This is a genomic window from Hydrogenophaga soli (genome assembly GCF_054777695.1).
This window is the reverse complement of the sequence record NZ_BAAHAK010000001.1, coordinates 654765-673174: the sequence shown is the minus strand read 5'-3', so window position 1 is coordinate 673174 and position 18410 is coordinate 654765. Positions and strand designations below refer to the sequence as shown.

Below are 18410 nucleotides of genomic sequence, written 5' to 3'. Positions count from 1 at the left end.
ATTCCCGTCACGCCCCGACCCGGGCGACGGGCTGCATCACCCCCACTTTTTTCCGGAGCCCACCATGTTGTTTGGGAAGCTGTTGCCCAAAGAAGGCAATTTTTTTGAAATGTTCAACCAACATGCCACCCATGTGGTCGAGGCTGCACATGCCTTCTCGCAACTGGTGGCCAATTACGCAGATTCATCCCTGCGCGACAAACACGGCCAAGACGTGGACCGCGCCGAAAGCGCCGCCGACCGCATCACCATCGAGGTGAACCGCGCCATCCACACCACCTTCATCACCCCGATTGACCGCGAACAGATCCACGGCCTCATCAACACCATGGACGACGTGGTGGACATGATCCAGGACTGCGCCGAAACCATGGCCCTGTACGACGTGCACACCATGACCGAAGCCATGACGCGTCTGACCGAAATCAACGTCAAGTGCGCCGAGCGGGTCAAGAACGCCGTGGGCATGCTGGAAAAAATCGCCGACCCCGCCGTGGCCGAAGCCGCCCTGAAAACCTGCGACGAAATCGACCGCCTCGAATCCGACGCCGACCGCGTGATGCGCACCGCCATGAGCAAGCTGTTCCGCGAAGAGGCCGATGTGCGCGAGCTCATCAAGCTCAAGGCCATTTACGAGCTGCTGGAATCCGTCTCCGACAAGTGCGAGCTGGTGGCCGTGCAGATCGAAGGCATCGTGCTCGAAAACTCCTGATCCGAGGGCACCCATGTCAACCGTTCAGGTCGCTCTCTGGGTGGTGGTGCTGTTGGTCGCGCTGGCGTTGCTGTTCGATTTCATGAACGGCTTCCACGATGCGGCCAACTCCATCGCCACCGTCGTCTCCACCGGCGTGCTCAAACCGGCGCAAGCCGTGGTGTTTGCCGCCTTCTTCAACTTCGTCGCCATCTTCATCTTCAAGCTCAGCGTGGCCGCCACCGTGGGCAAGGGCATCGTGATGCCGGGGGTGGTGGATGTGCATGTGGTCTTCGGGGCCCTGGTGGGCGCCATCAGCTGGAACACCATCACCTGGTACTACGGCATCCCCAGCAGCTCGTCGCACGCGCTCATCGGGGGCATTGTGGGCTCGGTCATTGCCAAGTCGGGCGTGGGCTCGCTGGTGTCGGGCGGTGTGCTGAAAACCGTGGCCTTCATCTTCGTGTCGCCGCTGCTGGGCTTTGTGCTGGGCTCGCTGATGATGGTGGCCGTGGCCTGGATCTTCCGCCGCACCCGCCCGTCCAAGGTGGACCGCTGGTTCCGCCGCCTGCAACTGGTGTCAGCCGGGGCCTACAGCCTGGGCCACGGCGGCAACGACGCGCAAAAGACCATCGGCATCATCTGGATGCTGCTCATCGCCACCGGTTATGCCGAGGCGGGTGATTCCACCCCCCCCACCTGGACCATCATCAGCTGCTACGCGGCCATTGGCCTGGGCACCATGTTCGGGGGGTGGCGCATCGTCAAGACCATGGGCCAGAAGATCACCAAGCTCAAGCCCGTGGGCGGTTTCTGCGCCGAAACCGGCGGGGCCATGACGCTGTTCCTGGCCACGGCACTGGGCATTCCGGTTTCCACCACCCACACCATCACCGGGGCCATTGTGGGCGTGGGCTCCACCCAACGGGCCAGCGCCGTGCGCTGGGGTGTGGCGGGCAACATCGTGTGGGCCTGGATTTTCACCATCCCGGCCAGCGCCTTCGTGGCCGCCGTGGCCTACGGCCTGAGCATGCTGCTGTTCTGATCAGCCGTCGGGCCCCGCGTTGTCATCCGCCGCCGGGCTGTCGTGTTCCACGGCACGCCGCAGCGCCATGGGTTGCCAGTGCCGGGGCTGCTCGTCACGCCAGCAGTGCAGGCGCTCGGGTTGGTCGCTGCGCCAACGGGCGGCACCGCAGTCGGGGGAGGTTCGCCAGGGCACACCCTGGGCCTGGTACCGCGCCAGCACCTCGGGGGCCGGGTGGCCGTAGCGGTTGCGGTAACCCGCCTGCGCCACCACCCAGCGCGGCTGCACCGCCTGCAACAGCGCGGGGCTGGACGAGTGGCGGCTGCCGTGGTGCGGGGCCATCAACAGGTCGGCCTTCAAGTCAGCCGTCAGATCGGCCTTGGCACTGGCGCTTGAATCGCCACGGGGCTCGGCACCCTGGGCCGCCACCTGCCGGGCCACCAGCGCAGCCTCGTGTGCGGCGTCCAGGTCGCCGGTGAGCAGGGCCGCAGCGCCCTGCCCCTGCACGCGCAGCACACACGAGCGGTTGTTGGTGTCGCGCTCCGGCAGGTGCAGATCGGGGCTGGGGTGCAGCCATTCAAAACGCACGCCGTCCTGCGTCCAGCCCTGCCCCGCCCAGCAGGCTTGCCAGTGCGCGGGTGGGCTGGCGGGCCAATCGGCCACGCCCGCCAGGGCCTGGGGGGCAAAACTGGCCCACACCTGCAGCCGGGGCCAGGTGCGCAGCAGCGCAGGGGCACCGCCCACATGATCGGCGTCGCGGTGGCTCAGGACCAGGTGACTGGGCTGTTCGCCCAACGCCGTCAGCAGCGGCAGCAGCACGCGCTGACCGGCATCGCTGCCCGGGCCCCAACGCGGACCGGCGTCGTACAACACGCTGGCATGGGCGGTGCGGATGAGCACCGCGCTGCCCTGCCCCACGTCGGCGGCCAGCAGCTCGAACTGACCCCACGCCGGGCGCGGGGCCTGCCACACAACGGCGGGCAGCAGCGCCAGCAGGCCCAGCACGCGCACGCCCGGCGGCCAGGGCAACACGGCCACCCACGCCCCCAGCACCGCCAGCACGCCCCAGCCCAGCGGCGGCACGGCCCCTTGCACGCTGGCCCCCGGCCAGGTGGACAACCAGCCCAGGCCCGCCATGCCTGCCTCCAACACCCCGGCGGCCAGCGTCCACAGGCCGGACCACAGCACCCCGGCCAGCGCCAGCGGGGTGATGAACAACGTGACCGCCGGAATGGCCACCAGGTTGGCCAGCCAGCCCACCACCGACACCTGCCCGAACAGCAGCAGCGTGAGCGGGGCCAGCACCACGGTGAGGCGGGTCTGGGTGTGCACGCCGTCTTTCACCGCCTGCCAGCGCTGGGTCCATGGGCCTGGTGGGGCGGGCGCATCGAGGCCATCAAGGTCTGACATCGGCAGCATGGGGCGGGTGTCGGCGCTCATCAACACCGCCACTGCACCAAAGCTGAGCCAAAAACCCGCTTGCAGCACCGCCCAGGGGTCCCAGGCCAGCACCGCGGCCAGGGCGGTGAGCATCACCAAAGCCCCGGGCCAGCGCCGCGCACCTTGCCGCAGCAGGGTGGCCACCGCCAGCATCACCAGGGTGCGCTGGGCAGGCACGCCCCAACCGGCAAACGCCGCATAGGCTGCGGCCAGCGCCAACCCGCCCCAGGCCGCAGCGGTGGGCGCCGGGCAGCGCCACAGCAGGCGCACGCCCCAAACGGGTGCCCAACGGGGCAAGGCCCGCCACAGCCGCGCCACGGCCAAGGTCATCAACCACGCCCACAGCGTGATGTGCAGGCCCGACACACTCACCAAATGTCCCACGCCGGTGGCGCGGAACACGTCCCAATCGGCCTGCGCAATGGCGCTTTGGTCGCCCATGACCAGGGCCGACAACACCGCGGCCACCCGCAGGCGATCGGGCGTGGGGGCCTGCGCCGACGGAGGGTGGGCCGCAGCGTCGGGCGGACTGGATGGTTTGGGTGGGTCGGCCAACAGCGTGCGCTGGATGCGGTCGCGCACGGCTTCGCGCAGCGGTTGCAGCCCCCAGCCCGCCGCCTGTAGGCGCTGGGGCGGCGGGTCGGCACGGCCCTGGCGCACCGAGCCGGTGGCGGCCAGGCCCTGCTCCCACATCCACAACTCGCTGTCAAACCCATGCGGGTTGGCCAGCCCGTGGGGGCGGCGCAGGCGCACGCTCAGGCGCCACACCTCGTCGGCATGCGGGCCGGGGGTGGCGCCGGGGTCGGCAGGGGCCTGCGGCTTGGCGGCCACGGGCCAGAACAGCAGCACCCGCTCGGGCGTGGGCGCGCCGGGGGTGAGGATGCGCTGCACGTCCAGCAGCACCCGCCAGCCCAGGGGCGTGGCGGTGGGCACGGCGGCCACACGGCCTTCCAGTTGCAGGGTCTTTCCTTCCCAGGCCGGGGGCAACCACTGGGCCTGTTGCGTCAGTGCACGCTGCCCGGTCAGCCCGGCGGACCCCATCAGCATCAACCCCCAGGTGGCCACCAGCGCCACCCCACCCGGTTGCCAGGGCGCAGGGGAGCGCTGCCTGAAGACTCCCAAAACAAGAGCTGCCAGTGCAATCAGAAAAAGCGCTAGAAGCCAAAAAACCTTGTAAACATCAGCCACCCACAACTGGGGCTGCCACACCACCGCCACCGTGCCCAGCACCCACCCGCACAAGGCCGCAGGCCACAACCAGGCCAGCGGCAGCCCGGCGCGGGAAGCCTGTTTGACCCAGCGATGCGTCATGGCGCAGGACTTGCTACACACAAGACGTTCACAATGTGTTGACCCATTTGTTTCTCCCTCGCAGAAAGTCCCAGGCATGGCCATCCACGTCGCCCTGAACCACGTCACCCATTATTCCTACGACCGGCTGGTGAAGCTCGGCCCCCAGGTGGTGCGTCTGCGCCCTGCGCCGCACAGCCGCACCAAGGTGCTGTCGTACAGCCAACGCATCGAGCCGGGGGAGCACTTCATCAACTGGCAGCAAGACCCGTTTGCCAACTACCAGGCGCGGCTGGTGTTCCCCGAGGCCACGCGCGAGTTCAAGGTCACGGTGGACCTGGTGGTGGAAATGGCGGTGTACAACCCCTTCGACTTCTTCCTGGAGCCGCAGGCCGAGAACTTCCCCTTCGGCTACAGCGCCGACCAGCGCAAGGAACTGGCCCCCTACCTGGCCACCGAGCCGCTGACGCCCCGGGTGCAGGCCTACCTGGACGGCATTTCGCGTGAAAAGCGGCGCACCATCGACTTTCTGGTGGACATCAACCAGCGCCTGCAAGGCGACATTGGCTACACCATCCGCATGGAGCCGGGCGTGCAGACGCCCGAGGAAACGCTGACCCTGCGCACCGGCTCCTGCCGCGACAGTGGTTGGCTGTTGGTGCAGCTGCTGCGCCACATGGGGCTGGCGGCACGGTTTGTGTCGGGCTACCTGATCCAGCTCACGCCTGACGTGAAATCCATCGACGGCCCCAGCGGCCCCGAGGCCGACTTCACCGACCTGCACGCTTGGTGTGAGGTCTTCCTGCCTGGCGCGGGCTGGATCGGGCTGGACCCCACCAGCGGTCTGCTGGCCGGGGAAGGCCACATTCCGCTGGCCTGCACGCCGCAGCCCTCCAGCGCCGCACCCATCGAGGGCGGACTGGACGAGTGCGAGGTGAGCTTTGCCCACCACATGCAGGTCACGCGGGTGTACGAGTCGCCCCGCGTCACCGCGCCCTACTCTGACGCGCAGTGGCAGGCCATCACCGCCCTGGGCGAGACCGTGGACCAGCGCCTGGAGGCTGGCGACGTGCGCCTGACCATGGGGGGTGAACCCACGTTTGTGGCCACCTCCGACCGCGACGCCGCCGAATGGAACACCGATGCCCTGGGCCCCACCAAGCGCGGCTACGCCACCGAGCTGGTGCACCGCCTGCGGGCCGAGTACGGCGACGGCGGCTTCTTGCACCTGGGCCAGGGCAAGTGGTACCCGGGCGAGCAGCTGCCGCGCTGGGCCCTGTCGATCTTCTGGCGGGCCGACGGCCAGCCCACCTGGCACAACCCCGCGCTGTTTGCCGACGAGCGCGACCCGGCCCAGTACACCGCCGACGACGCCCGCCGCTTCACCCAGACGCTGGCGCGCAAGCTGGGCCTGTCCACCCAGTACATCACCCCCGGTTACGAGGACACCTGGTACTACCTGTGGCGCGAACGCAAGCTGCCGGTCAACGTGGACCCGTTCGACTCCAAGCTGGGCGACGAGCTGGAGCGCGTGCGCCTGCGCCGCGTGTTCAGCCAGGGGCTGGAGTCGGTGGTGGGTTATGTGCTGCCCGTCCAGGCCAACCAGGGCCAGGCCAACGCCAAACCGCGCCTGAGCGGCACGGTGTGGACCACCGGCCCCTGGTTCTTCCGCGACGAGCGCATGTACCTCATCCCCGGCGACTCGCCCATGGGCTACCGCCTGCCGCTGGACTCGCTGCCCTGGGTGTCGGCGGCGGACTACCCGTACCACATCGAACAAGACCCCAGCGCCCCGCGCGATGCCCTGCCCGAGGGCACGGCCATCAAGGCGCAATATGCCGGGTTGAACACGGGTGGCACGGCCTATCAGGCCCACACCGTGGGCGGTGGTTTTGCCGAAGGCGGCGTGGTGTCGCTGCAAGGCAGTGCCTATGTGCCAGCAGACCCCAGCCAGGCCCCGCCCGCCCAGGCCTACAACGGCGACGGCATGGGCAACGTGGCCACGCCGGGCCGCCCTGCTGAAGGCCGCTACCCGCAGCGCGGCGAATCGGCCGCCTGGCTCACCCGCACCGCCCTGTGTGTGGAAGCCCGCGACCCCCACCGCGCCAACGGCCCCAAGGCCGAGGTGAAACACGGCGGCAAAACCAGCCACCTGTACGTGTTCATGCCGCCGCTGGCCCGCCTGGAAGACTACCTGGACCTGCTGGCCGCCATCGAGGCCACCGCCGAGAAGCTGGGCGTGAAGGTGGTGCTGGAAGGCTACCCGCCCCCACGCGACCCGCGCCTGAAGATGCTGCAAGTCACCCCCGACCCGGGCGTGATCGAGGTCAACATCCACCCCGCGCACCACTGGGCCGAGCTGGTCGAACACACCGAGTTCCTGTACGACGCGGCCTTCCAGACGCGGCTGTGCGCCGAGAAGTTCATGACCGATGGCCGCCACACCGGCACCGGCGGCGGCAACCACTTCGTGATGGGCGGGGCCACCCCGGCCGACAGCCCCTTCCTGCGCAAACCCGAACTGCTGGGCAGCCTGGTGGCCTACTGGCACAACCACCCGTCCTTGAGCTATTTGTTCAGCGGCCTGTTCATCGGCCCCACCAGCCAGGCCCCCCGCGTGGACGAGGCGCGCAACGACCAGCTGTACGAGCTGGAAATTGCCCTCAACCAGATCGACGCCAACCGCCAGACCTACGGGCAGCAGATGCCACCCTGGATGGTGGACCGCACGCTGCGCAACATCCTGGTGGACGTGACCGGCAACACCCACCGCAGCGAGTTCTGCATCGACAAGCTGTTCTCCCCCGACGGTCCCACGGGCCGCCTGGGCCTGCTGGAGCTGCGCGCCTTTGAAATGCCGCCCCACGCCCGCATGAGCATCGCCCAACAGCTGCTGCTGCGCGCACTGGTGGCCAAGTTCTGGGAGCAACCCTGGCGCGGGCAGCTGAGCCGCTGGGGCACCGAGCTGCACGACCGCTTCCTGCTGCCCACGTTTGTGCGCATGGACTTTGAAGACGTGCTGGCCGACCTGAACCACGCCGGTTTCGCCTTCGACATGGCGTGGTTCGAGCCGCACTTCGAATTCCGCTTCCCGCTGGTGGGCCAGCTGGCCGTGCGCGGCATGGAGCTGACGCTGCGCAACGCGCTGGAGCCCTGGCACGTCATGGGTGAAGAAGGCTCGGTGGGCGGCACCGTGCGTTATGTGGACTCGTCGCTGGAGCGGCTGGAGGTGCATGTGTCCGGCTACAACGACCGCCGCTACGTGGTCACCTGCAATGGCCGCGCCGTGCCCTTGCAGCCCACGGGCGTGGCGGGGCAACACGTGGCCGGGGTGCGCTACAAGGCGTGGAACCCGCCGTCCAGCCTGCACCCCAGCATTGCCGCCCACGGGCCGCTGACCTTCGACATCGTGGACACCTGGAACCACCGCTCCCTGGGCGGCTGCCAGTACCACGTGGCCCACCCGGGCGGGCGCAACTACGACACCTTCCCCATCAACGCCTACGAGGCCGAAAGCCGCCGCCTGGCGCGCTTCTTCCAGATGGGGCACACCCCCGGCACGGTGCAGGTGCCCACGCCGCAGGTGAACCTGGAGTTCCCGTTCACGCTGGACCTGCGCAGCTGACGCGCCCCACGCCTGGCGGCCCAGCCCGGGCCCCAGGCCACCCCCAGCCCACCCGCCCAGTCGCGGGTGCTGGCGGGCGCACTGCTACAACATTAATAGCTGCTTGCGCTTATAAACAAAGCGCTGGACAGGTTTTTTACAATTGAGTGACAATGCACCCAAGCCCACGGCCACTGCCGTCCACAACCCCTGCCCTCCGGTGAACGAACCCGTCTTGCCTCTCTTTCCGCCGCATGCCCCCGCCGACCCGGTGGACCAAGCCCTGGAATGGGCGCACAGCGCCACGCCGGGGCACCTGGACGAGCTGCGCGAGGCCGATGGCCGCATGCGCCCGCACTGGGCATCGTTTTTCCAGAACGTGGGCATGGACGGCATGGGCGAACTCAACCGCCGCGCCCAGAGCCTGGCGCGCCAGATCCGTGACAACGGCGTCACCTACAACGTCTACGCCGACGACCACGGCACCCAACGCCCCTGGTCGCTGGACCTGTTCCCCATGGTGGTGTCGCCCGACTGCTGGGCCACCATCGAAGCTGGGGTGCTGCAACGCACCCGCTTGCTCAATGCCATGCTGGCCGACCTCTACGGCCCGCAGCAGCTGCTGAAAAAAGCCCTGCTGCCCCCGGCCCTGGTGCAAGGCCACCCGGGTTACCTGCGCCCCATGCAGGGCGTGCAGCCCCTGGGCGGCACCTGGCTGAACGTGGCCGCGTTTGACCTGGCCCGCGGCCCCGACGGCCAGTGGCGCGTGGTGTCGCAACGCACCCAGGCCCCCTCGGGGCTGGGCTACCTGCTGGAAAACCGCATCGCCATCGCCCGCCAGTTCCCCAAGGCCTTTGCAGGCATGAAGGTGCAGCGGCTGGCGGCCAGCTACCAGGCGCTGGTCAGCGGCATCCGCGCCATGGCCCCCAACGGACCCAACGCCCGCATTGCCCTGCTGACGCCCGGCCCCTACAACGAAACCTACTTCGAACACGCCTTCCTGGCCCGCTACCTCGGCCTGAGCCTGGTGGAGGGCAGCGACCTGACGGTGCGCGACCAGCGCCTGTACCTCAAGACCCTCACCGGCCTGGAGCCGGTGGACGCCCTCATCAAACGCCTGGACGACGAGTGGCTGGACCCGCTGGAACTGCGCAGCGATTCCGCCCTGGGCGTGCCCGGCCTGCTGCAGGTGGTGCGGGCGGGCAAGCTGCTGCTGGCCAATGCCCCGGGCTCGGCGCTGCTGGAGTCCAACGCCCTGCTGGGCTTTTTGCCCGCCATCTCGCGCGAGCTGCTGGGCCAGGAGCTCATCCTGCAAGCCCTGCCCACCTGGTGGTGCGGCGAACCAGCGGCGCTGCAACGGGTGCTGCCGCAGCTGCGCCACGGCGTCATCAAGCCCACCTACCCCAACTCGCCCTTGCAGACCCTGATGGGCCAGAGCCTGAGCGCCGACACGCTGGACCAGATGACCGGACGCATGGTGCAGCAGCCCGAGGACTACACCGTCCAGAGCTACCTGCCGCTGTCCGAAACCCCCACCTGGAGCGGTGACCAGATCACCCCCCGCGCCGCCATGCTGCGCGTCTACGCCCTGGCCGACGGCCCGCAGAGCTGGCGCGTGCTGCCCGGCGGCCTGGTGCGGCTGGCCCCGCGTGGGCAGCTCATGGCCTCCATGCAGCACGGCGGCAGCAGCGCCGACTGCTGGGTCATGACCGAAGGCGAGGTGGACCGCACCAGCCTGCTGCAAAGCGCCCCCACCACCCTGGCGCTGGCGCAAAGCCGCCGCCCCGTGACCAGCCGCGCCGCCGAAAACCTGTTCTGGCTGGGCCGCTACACCGAACGCGCCGAAAGCACCGTGCGCCTGGCCCAGGTCATCCTGCGCAACCTGCACGACGAAGAACCCTCCACCCGCCCGCTGCAAGCCTGGATGACCCAGCAGGCCCAGGCCCAGGCGCTGGTGTCGGCCCACGTGCCCGGCATGTCCGGTCCCGGGGCGCAGCGCGTGTTCGAGCGCTCGCTCATCGCTGCGCTGGCCGATGCCGATGGGGCCTACAGCGTGGGGTTCAACCTGCGGGCACTGCGCCTGGCCGCCGCCAACGTGCGCGAGCGCCTGAGCCAGGAGCAGCGCCACCTGATCGAGCAGGCCGAACTCAACTTCCTCGACCAATGCGGCGTGCTGGGGGCCGACACCGAATCGGCCGCGCAAGAAGCCCTCAACGCCCTGGAAGAAGCCAGTGAGGCCCTGGCCGGCATCACCGGCGCACAGACCGACCGCATGGTGCGCGACAACGGCTGGCGGTTGCTGTCCATTGGCCGCCACATCGAACGCCTGGCCACCCTGGCCCAGGCCATGCGGCAGGCCTTTGAAACCGGCAGCGTGCTGGACGCAGCGGGCTTTGAGGCCCTGGTGTCGCTGTTCGACAGCACCATCACCTTCCACTCGCACTACCAGCAACGGCGCGACGTGGTGGCCCTGCTGGACCTGCTGCTCATCAACCGCGACAACCCCCGCTCCCTGGCCTGGGTGCTGGACACCCTGCGCTCGCGCCTGCGCAAGCTGGAACAAGGCGACCCCGAATTTGCCCAGCGCCTGTTCGCCGACCTGCCCGACCCCAGCCAATGGGACCTGGCCCACCTGAGCACCCCCGACGCCGAAGGCCAGCATGCCGACCTGCTGGACGTGCTGGCCGCGTGCGAAACCTCGGCCTTCCAGCTGTCCGACGCCCTGAGCCAACAGCACTTCAGCCACGCCGAGCGGGACAACCGCAGCCTGCTGGCCTGAAGTGCCCCCACCCCGGCCCACGCCATGCTGCTGCGCATCGTCCACGACACCACCTACCGCTACGACCCGCCCGTGGTCACGGCCCTGCACCTGGCCCACCTGAGCCCGGTGGACCAACCGGGCCAGACGGTGCAACAGCACCGCCTGAGCATCACCCCGGCCCCCGCCCAGCGCAGCGACCGCGTGGACGCCTTCGGCAACCCCGCCTGCCACTTCACCCTGCCCGGCCCCCATGCCGAGTTGACCGTGCGGGCCGACAGCCTGGTGCACACCACCGTACCCGACACCCTGCCCCCCGGCGAACCCTGGGACACGGTGGCCGACGCCCTGCGCTACCGCGCCGGTGCCCCCTACGACCCTGCGGCTGAATTTGTGTTTGCCTCGCCCTACGTGCCGCGCCACCGCCTGCTGGCCGACTTTGCCCACCCGGTGTTCGAACCCGGCATGCCGCTGCTGGACGCCGCCACGGCGCTGATGCACCGCATCCACACCGAAATGACCTACGCCAGCGGCAGCACGGGCGTCAACACCCCCACGCTGGACGCACTCACCCAGCGCAAAGGCGTGTGCCAGGACTTTGCCCACATCATGATCGGCTGCCTGCGAAGCCTGGGCCTGCCCGCCCGCTACGTCAGCGGTTACATGCTCACGCAGCCGCCCCCGGGCAAACCGCGCCTGATCGGGGCCGACGCCTCCCATGCCTGGGTGCAGGTGTACGACCCCGAGGTGGGCTGGGCCGACTTCGACCCCACCAACGACCTGTGCGGCCTGGGCCGCCCCGCCGAAACCCACGTCACCCTGGCCCTGGGGCGCGACTTCGGCGACGTGTCGCCGCTGCGCGGCGTGATCCAGGGCGGCGGCAGCCCCCGCCTGTCGGTGGCGGTGACGGTGGCCCCGCCGGATGAGTTGGCGGCGGCGTTAAGCCGCTGACGCATCGGCCTGGTAACGGGCCAGCAGCGGAAGCAGCAGCTTTCGCTCTTCCACGGGCAGCTCCAGCAAAGCCTTTTCGCTTTTGCTTTCAAGCAGGGAAATGTAGGCAGCGAACATGCGAATCCAAACTGCCAACATCCTTTTTCCATTGACACTCGTAGACTTGGCGGAAATCAGATTCAACAACAGGGGAATCCACCGCTTACGAGCCTCTCGATCGGTATACATGGATGGATTTAATACACATGCAACAGCATGCGCTGGATACTTCGTGAGCAACAAAACAAAATTACTTTCAGCCTCATCCGACAAATGACACCCCAAATTAAAACAACCCAAATGAACAAACAACGCATTACGATATACATCAATAGCATTTTTCCGATTCACCGCTACCAACCCAACATTAACAGCCACCTCAAAAATAGACGCAAAACCAACCACATCATCTTCAATATATTGACAAAATTCAGGCCAACGCGCCCCCTGCATAAGCATTAATTTTCGAATAATTTCAGACGAAATATTTGATGATTTTGTGACTGCAACTTCTCGATATATTGCAAGCGCTTCATCTTTTCCATTGCATCGTTTCAGCTCAGCACGCTGAGCATTTAGCCTGGGATCAATAACTTGCTTCTTCAAACCTTCCAGCGCTTTTTCCACATAACGCAACTCAAACCCAGAAGACTCCTGTGGGGCATTGAGCCAGTCCTGCAGTTCTGACTCGCTGTACCAGATTTGCAGCATTTCCACAAACAAACCAATGGGCTCGCCGCGTTGTTGCTTGACCTCCATGCACAAGCGCATCAAGGGTTCACACAGTTCGTAGTAACTTTCCCGCCCCTGCTCAATGGCGCGAACGTAACGGCGCTCGCGCAACAATTTCAGCTGACTGGAACAGGTCTGCTGGGTGATGAAGCAGTTTTTGGCAATTTGCTTCACCGGAGCAGCCCCCCGGTAATTCACCAGATACTCCACGATTTTTCGTTGCTGCCCTGAAAGGTCCTTCATGCGGGCCTGGTAGTAGGGCGTGAGTTCGTCCAATGTGTGCATGAAGGCGGGCACCAAGGCGTCCAGCGCCTCTTTGCTCAAGAACTGGGCAAAGATGATGTAAATGCGCGGATTGCCTTCAGCCAAGTGGTGCACCGCGCGGATGCGGGAACGCCCTTCCGGGGTGGCGATGAAATCCGCCAACGCGGTGTCCCCCCGTTCAGTGGCCACCTTGTGGAGCAGTTGCACCACATCCTCAAAGTCGAGTTCCTTGAGCAGTTCAATGTCAAAAAAGCCGTAAAACGCCGACTTTTGCAGGCTCACCCCGGCAAACAGCGCAGGGCTGGTGCAGCACAAAATCAGCTTGTGGTGGTTTTGCAGGAAGGCCCGCAGTGCTTTTTGCCCCTTGTCGCCCAGTTGCTCAAACAAGTCGTCCAGGTTTTCCAGCAGCACCACCAAGCGCTTGTCGCCCAACACCTCCAGCAGCAGGGCCTCGGCTTCACGCTCTGCGGTCTTGAGCGGCATGTCCAAAATTGCCTCGGTGCGCGCCGGAATGTTCAACCCCGGGTGGGTCACGGCCAGCGTGCGCAACAAGCGCATGACCAGTTCAAAAAAGCTGGTCACCCCCCATTCCTCTTCGCGCATCCACGCAATCAGCGCCTTTTCCTGCACCAGCGGGGTTTGCAACAAACGGTGGTGAATAAGGGCAATGAGGTGGGTTTTGCCAATGCCACGCGGCCCCACAAACAAGGCATGGTGGGCGCTGCCACTGCACAAGCTGTCCACGATGTTGTCCACCCCCCGCGCCAACACGGGTTCGCGCTGCACCAGCATGGCCTCCAGCGTGTGGGGCGACATCATGCTGGGGGTGAAGTGGGACAGGTACAGCGCCCGGCCCGTAGCGGTGTTGGCCTCGTCCATGGGGCTTTCAGGGGCTGGCACGGCGGCTTTTTTCATGCTGCGGCTCCTGCAGAGGGTGTTGGCAAACCCCGGTGCCACAGCCACCAACGCTGCACCACCGAGAACTTGAACTGCAAGCAACCGTCTTCGGTTCGCAAAAAGTAGTGGTCTCGCTCCAGCAGACGGGCCAACTCCAGCCATTGCTGTTGGTCTGTGGCCGGATGGCTGGCCTTGGCGCGGTTGATGGCTTCCCTGTGCGTGAGCGGTTGGTCCGCGCTGGCCACCGCATCCAGCAAGGCCAAGGCCTGGTTCCGCTGGCTACCGTAGTAAGACTGGGTGCGCTCTTCGTAGTGCTGCAAGTCCCACGGGTTGTCGGCGGAATGGATGCCTTGGGTGATGACTTGGTCAATGTGCGCCCCCGCCAACGGGGACTGCGAAGGCCCTCCGGCTTTCAACAGGGCGGCCACCAGATGGTGGATGTAGTAGGGAAGGCAGTCCAGGCGGCGGGCGATGGCGTCAAAGTCATCGGGGTTGGCCATGCCCAGTTGGTTGTCGGCAAACAGGCGTTGGAGCAGGCCGCGGGCATCCGCCAGGTCCAGCGGGGGCACTTCCAGCGTAAACATGTCGTTCACGGGGGTGTTGTTGTAGCCCTTGGCCTTGAGCTCGCGCACGATGTGGTGCAAACCAAGGGAGCCGGTGAACACCATGCGCAGCTTGGTTCCCTGGCGTTGGCGCAGTGCACGCAAGGCATCCAGCAGCTCCATGGCGTCTTGGGCATTGGTTTGGGCAATGGCCTGGAGCATCCATGGCAGTTCATCCCACAAGAACACCACACACTTGGCTTTATCTTGCGCCTCAAGGTGGTCAACGGCGTCGCTCAACACCCGCTTCCAATGCTTGGGCGCAATGGTGGGAAGTTTGACGGGCCCCAGCTGCGCAGACCCCATTTGTTCACCCAGGCTTTGCAGCCAGTTGCGAAAGTTGGTTTGTGAATTCAGATGGGGGTACAGGTCCTCCATCACGTTCTGCACAAACTCTGCCGCAGAACGGATGGCCGCCATGTCGCGGTACACCACGATCCAATCCGCAGGTGCCTGGGCCTTGAACTTGTTCAGCACATGCGTCTTGCCCACCCGCCGCTCGGCAACCATGAGCACACTTTGCGCCTCCAGCGTGGTTTTGAGGGACTCGATCAGGGCGTCACGCCCCAGGATGTCGACCAACGCCAGCTGTCCACCGGGAATGGGTTTCATACCGCCTCCAAATACAACGAATTCATTGTACGTTGCTTTCTACGTATTTAATCCAACCCCACCCACCCCTTCAGACGCCCCCCGCCGGAGACTTGACGGTGTCCAGGCAGATGTACGACTGGGTGCTGAGGATGTCGGGGTGGCCGTTGAGTTCGTCCACCAGGAAGCGGGTGAACGCGGCCATGTTGCGGGCGCGCACCTGGGTCAGGAAATCCACGTCTCCGGTGATGCCGTGGCAGGTGACCACCGCGCTGTGGCTTTGCAGCAGGTGCATCACCCGCTCGCGGCTGCCCACCGTGCCTTTGCGGATGGTGATGACCACCCAGGCCGCGATGTCGTACCCCAGGCAGGCGTCGTCAATCAGGGCGGTGTAGCCGCGGATCACCCCGGCGTCTTCCAGCCGACGCACGCGGCGCAGGCACTGCGAGGGGGAGAGCCCCACCTGCGTCGCCAGTTCGAGGTTGCTGACCCGCCCATCGCGGCGCAACGCCGCGATGATCTTGCCGTCGAGGGCATCCAATGCCGTTGAATCCATGGATTTAGAAATTTCGTTGCACACAAGTGCCGCTTTATGCCTCAAATGAAAGCACATTGCGAGGCCGGATGCCTAAGATCAAGCCCTTCACACACCTCTGGGCATCCCCATGACCGTCACCCTCGACACCGAATTTGTGCGGCAGCAGTTCCCCGCATTCCAAGAACCCTCCTTGGCCGGGCAGGCCTTTTTTGACAACGCGGGCGGCTCCTACGCCTGCCAGCAGGTGATAACCCGGCTGACCCGCTACTACCGCGAAACCAAGCTGCAACCCTATGGCGTGCACCCCGCCTCGCAGGCCGCCGGGCAGGCCATGGACAGCGCCCACGAGCGTTTGGCCGCTTACCTGGGCGTGCGCCCGGAAGAAGTGCACCTGGGCCCCTCCACCTCACAGAACACCTACGTGCTGGCCCAGGCGTTTGCCCAGCGCCTGCAACCGGGGGATGAAATCATCGTCACCAACCAGGACCACGAGGCCAACAGCGGCGTGTGGCGACGGCTGGCCCGCCAGGGCATCGTGGTCAAGGAATGGTCCATGGACCCCACCACCGGCCAGCTGCACGTGGCCGCGCTGCAGCCGTTGCTGAGCGCCCGCACCAAGGTGGTGGCGTTCACCCACTGCTCCAACATCCTGGGGCAGATCAACCCGGTGGCCGAGGTGTGTGCCCTGGCACATGCGGTGGGGGCTCGCACCGTGGTGGACGGCGTGTCCTACGCCGGGCACGGTTTCCCGGACGTGCAGGCCCTGGGGGCCGACATCTACCTGTTTTCGCTGTACAAGACCTTTGGCCCCCACCAGGGCCTGATGGTGATTCGGGACGCCACGGCGCAGTACCTGGGCAACCAGGCCCATTACTTCAACGAGGCCCACATCCACAAGTGGTTTGTGCCCGCAGGCCCCGACCATGCCCAGGTGGCCGCCAGCGCCGGGGTGGTGGACTACTTTGACGCGCTGTACGCACACCACTTCCCCCACGGCAGCCCGGGGCAGGCACCCCGCGAGGCCGTGAACGCGCTGATGCAGTCCGCCGAACAACCCCTGCTGCAGACGCTGCTGGACTTTGCCCGGCAAGACCCCCGCGTGCGCCTGTTGGGCCCCGACCGCGCCAGCGAACGCGCGGCCACGGTGTCACTGCTGCCCCTGCGCCACTCGGTGGTGGATGTGGCCCAACGCCTGGCCCAGCACGGCATCATCAGCGGGGCCAGCCACTTCTACGCCGTGCGGCTGTTGGAGGGCCTGGGGCTCAACCCGCAGGCGGGGGTGCTGCGGCTTTCGTTTGTGCACTACACCCAGGCGGCGGAGATGTCGCAGCTGCTTCAGGCGCTGGACGCGGTGCTTTGAAGGTGGACGCGGTTGCGTCCCGCCGCCTTGGCCTGGTAGAGCGCCACGTCGGCCGCGGCGAGCAGATCGGTGGCGCTGCCCCCCGGTAGCCCCGGGTCCATCACGGCCACCCCCAGGCTGATGGTGACATGCCCGGTGGCGACCTCCGGGTGGGGCAAGGCCAAGGCCTCCACACCCTGGCGAATGCGCTCGGCCCAGGCCAGGGCCTGGGCGTCGGAGTGGCCGCTGGCCAGCACCGCAAACTCTTCCCCGCCGATGCGGGCGGCCAGTTCGCCCGCACGCTGGGTGTGTCGGCGCAGCACCTCGGCCAGTTGCTGCAGGCAGGCATCCCCCGCGGGGTGACCCAAGGCATCGTTGTAGGCCTTGAAGAAGTCCACATCCACCAGCACCAGCGCCAGGCTCTGCCCATGGCGGCGTGCGCGGGCCAGCTCCTGCGCCAGCACGGTGTCGAAATGGCGGCGGTTGTAGAGGCCGGTCAGGCCGTCGGTGGTGGACAGGCGGGCCAGTTCGTCGTTGGCCACGGCCAGTTGTTGCAGGCTGCGGCTCAAGCGGCGGTTGATGGACACCACGTACACCACCACGCCCCCACCCACCACCAGCAACAGGCCGCCCCACACCAGCAGGCGGGGCACCCAGGGGGGCAACGGACGTTCATGCCCAAACAGGAAGCCGTCCAGTTTGAAAGCCGCGGGGATCAGCCCGGTGTCGGCAAACACCTCCCCGATGCGTTGCCAGCGTTCAGGGCTCATGTAGCCCATCTCCACCACATCCGACTGGAACAACCCCAACATGGCATGCGCCTCCAACGCCAAGGTCGCCTTGTCCTTGCGAGAGCGGTACTGCTGGACGATGAGGTCCACCATCTCCGACGGATGCTGGTTGGCATGGAGCCACCCCCGCACCAACGCGTCACGCATGGCCGCCACCGCCAGGGGGTGCTGCCGGGCAAACGCCTTGGACGTGAACAGCGTGTCGCCATAGAAGTCGATGCCCAGGTCGCGGGGGTTGAAGATGCGGTAAGGCACGCCAAGCTGCTGCGCCTCCAGCGGCTCGGTGGACACATAGGCCGTCATGGCATCCACCCCGTTGGGGTCCGGGGCCACCAGGCTGCTGACGGTGGCGCTGTGGGGCACCTGGCGCACACGGTCCAGGTTCACGCCCGCCTTCTTGAGGTAGGCGGTCAGCTCGGCCGAATGGGCCTCGGCCATGAGGGTGCGGCCCTCCAGGTCCAACACGCTGCTCAACTTGGGATCGGTCCGCGCCAGGATGACAAAGGGCGAGTGCTGAAAAATGGCGGCCACCGCCACCACCGGACGCCCACGCTGAAAATCGATCAACAGCGAAGAGTTGCCCACGCCAAACTCGGCATCGCCACGGGAAACGATGTCGGCAGGGTCAATGTCCGGTCCGCCCTCCAGCAGTTCCACGTCCAGCCCGGCGTCGCGGAAATACCCTTGGTCCAGCGCGGCGTAAAAGCCTGCAAACTGGTACTGGTGAAACCACTTGAGCTGAACCCGCACCCGCAGCGGTGATTCATCCGCACGAGCAGGCGCGGCCCAGCCCAGGCCGCACACCCAGACCAGCACCGCCACTCCCAACCAATGGCGAAACCGTTTCATCACCCACCCG

Annotated in this window: 11 protein-coding genes; 6 read left to right on the top strand and 5 right to left on the bottom strand. The window is 66.5% G+C overall.

Annotation, left to right across the window (positions count from 1 at the left end):
- The first annotated feature begins 64 nt into the window (after window positions 1–64).
- A complete protein-coding gene (locus ACYVB7_RS03040) occupies window positions 65–712 on the top strand; it encodes a DUF47 domain-containing protein (RefSeq protein WP_460505075.1) in 648 nt (215 codons plus the stop codon).
- Window positions 713–725: 13 nt separating this feature from the next.
- The gene (locus tag ACYVB7_RS03035; RefSeq protein ID WP_460505074.1) at window positions 726–1736 is read left to right on the top strand and encodes an inorganic phosphate transporter; all 1011 of its coding nucleotides are present in this window, start codon (window positions 726–728) and stop codon (window positions 1734–1736) included.
- Here ACYVB7_RS03035 and ACYVB7_RS03030 read toward each other — a convergent pair whose 3' ends face one another.
- Window positions 1737–4466, bottom strand: a complete 2730-nt coding sequence (locus tag ACYVB7_RS03030; protein WP_460505073.1) for a ComEC/Rec2 family competence protein — start codon at window positions 4464–4466, stop codon at window positions 1737–1739.
- A 76-nt stretch (window positions 4467–4542) separates the two neighbouring features.
- Here ACYVB7_RS03030 and ACYVB7_RS03025 point away from each other — a divergent pair, with 76 nt between their 5' ends.
- The 3 genes from ACYVB7_RS03025 to ACYVB7_RS03015 all read left to right on the top strand — a co-directional run bounded on the left by ACYVB7_RS03025 (window position 4543) and on the right by ACYVB7_RS03015 (window position 11758).
- A complete protein-coding gene (locus ACYVB7_RS03025) occupies window positions 4543–8070 on the top strand; it encodes a transglutaminase family protein (protein ID WP_460505072.1) in 3528 nt (1175 codons plus the stop codon).
- 199 nt (window positions 8071–8269) lie between these two features.
- Window positions 8270–10828: a circularly permuted type 2 ATP-grasp protein gene (locus tag ACYVB7_RS03020; protein WP_460505071.1), complete on the top strand. Its 2559-nt coding sequence runs from the start codon at window positions 8270–8272 to the stop codon at window positions 10826–10828.
- 24 nt (window positions 10829–10852) lie between these two features.
- Complete coding sequence (locus ACYVB7_RS03015; protein WP_460505070.1) at window positions 10853–11758, top strand: transglutaminase family protein; 906 nt, start codon at window positions 10853–10855, stop codon at window positions 11756–11758.
- On the opposite strand, the gene ACYVB7_RS03010 is transcribed toward ACYVB7_RS03015, so the two are convergent.
- From ACYVB7_RS03010 to ACYVB7_RS03000, 3 genes are all read right to left on the bottom strand, one after another.
- On the bottom strand, window positions 11747–13708 hold the full coding sequence (locus tag ACYVB7_RS03010) for an ATP-binding protein (RefSeq protein ID WP_460505069.1): 1962 nt from the start codon (window positions 13706–13708) through the stop codon (window positions 11747–11749). The two genes, ACYVB7_RS03015 and ACYVB7_RS03010, sit on opposite strands and share 12 nt — an antisense overlap.
- A complete protein-coding gene (locus ACYVB7_RS03005; protein ID WP_460505068.1) occupies window positions 13705–14904 on the bottom strand; it encodes an ATP-binding protein in 1200 nt (399 codons plus the stop codon). The genes ACYVB7_RS03010 and ACYVB7_RS03005 overlap by 4 nt, the downstream gene beginning before the upstream one ends.
- 70 nt (window positions 14905–14974) lie before the next feature.
- Window positions 14975–15439, bottom strand: a complete 465-nt coding sequence (locus tag ACYVB7_RS03000; protein ID WP_460505067.1) for an Lrp/AsnC family transcriptional regulator — start codon at window positions 15437–15439, stop codon at window positions 14975–14977.
- A 109-nt stretch (window positions 15440–15548) separates the two neighbouring features.
- Here ACYVB7_RS03000 and ACYVB7_RS02995 point away from each other — a divergent pair, with 109 nt between their 5' ends.
- Window positions 15549–16781: a PLP-dependent aminotransferase family protein gene (locus ACYVB7_RS02995; protein ID WP_460505066.1), complete on the top strand. Its 1233-nt coding sequence runs from the start codon at window positions 15549–15551 to the stop codon at window positions 16779–16781.
- Here the strand turns inward: ACYVB7_RS02995 and ACYVB7_RS02990 are convergent.
- Window positions 16757–18400, bottom strand: coding sequence for a diguanylate cyclase (locus tag ACYVB7_RS02990; protein ID WP_460505065.1), 1644 nt, complete (start codon window positions 18398–18400; stop codon window positions 16757–16759). The two genes, ACYVB7_RS02995 and ACYVB7_RS02990, sit on opposite strands and share 25 nt — an antisense overlap.
- Window positions 18401–18410: the final 10 nt, after the last annotated feature.

Bases quoted from the DNA above. Each gene is read 5' to 3' on its own strand.
- ACYVB7_RS02990 (WP_460505065.1), bottom strand. From the start codon at position 18,400: ATGAAACGGTTTCGCCATTGGTTGGGAGTGGCGGTGCTGGTCTGGGTG.
- ACYVB7_RS03005 (WP_460505068.1), bottom strand. From the start codon at position 14,904: ATGAAACCCATTCCCGGTGGACAGCTGGCGTTGGTCGACATCCTGGGG.
- ACYVB7_RS02995 (WP_460505066.1), top strand. From the start codon at position 15,549: ATGACCGTCACCCTCGACACCGAATTTGTGCGGCAGCAGTTCCCCGCA.
- ACYVB7_RS03010 (WP_460505069.1), bottom strand. From the start codon at position 13,708: ATGAAAAAAGCCGCCGTGCCAGCCCCTGAAAGCCCCATGGACGAGGCC.
- ACYVB7_RS03035 (WP_460505074.1), top strand. From the start codon at position 726: ATGTCAACCGTTCAGGTCGCTCTCTGGGTGGTGGTGCTGTTGGTCGCG.
- ACYVB7_RS03000 (WP_460505067.1), bottom strand. From the start codon at position 15,439: ATGGATTCAACGGCATTGGATGCCCTCGACGGCAAGATCATCGCGGCG.
- ACYVB7_RS03015 (WP_460505070.1), top strand. From the start codon at position 10,853: ATGCTGCTGCGCATCGTCCACGACACCACCTACCGCTACGACCCGCCC.
- ACYVB7_RS03040 (WP_460505075.1), top strand. From the start codon at position 65: ATGTTGTTTGGGAAGCTGTTGCCCAAAGAAGGCAATTTTTTTGAAATG.
- ACYVB7_RS03025 (WP_460505072.1), top strand. From the start codon at position 4,543: ATGGCCATCCACGTCGCCCTGAACCACGTCACCCATTATTCCTACGAC.
- ACYVB7_RS03030 (WP_460505073.1), bottom strand. From the start codon at position 4,466: ATGACGCATCGCTGGGTCAAACAGGCTTCCCGCGCCGGGCTGCCGCTG.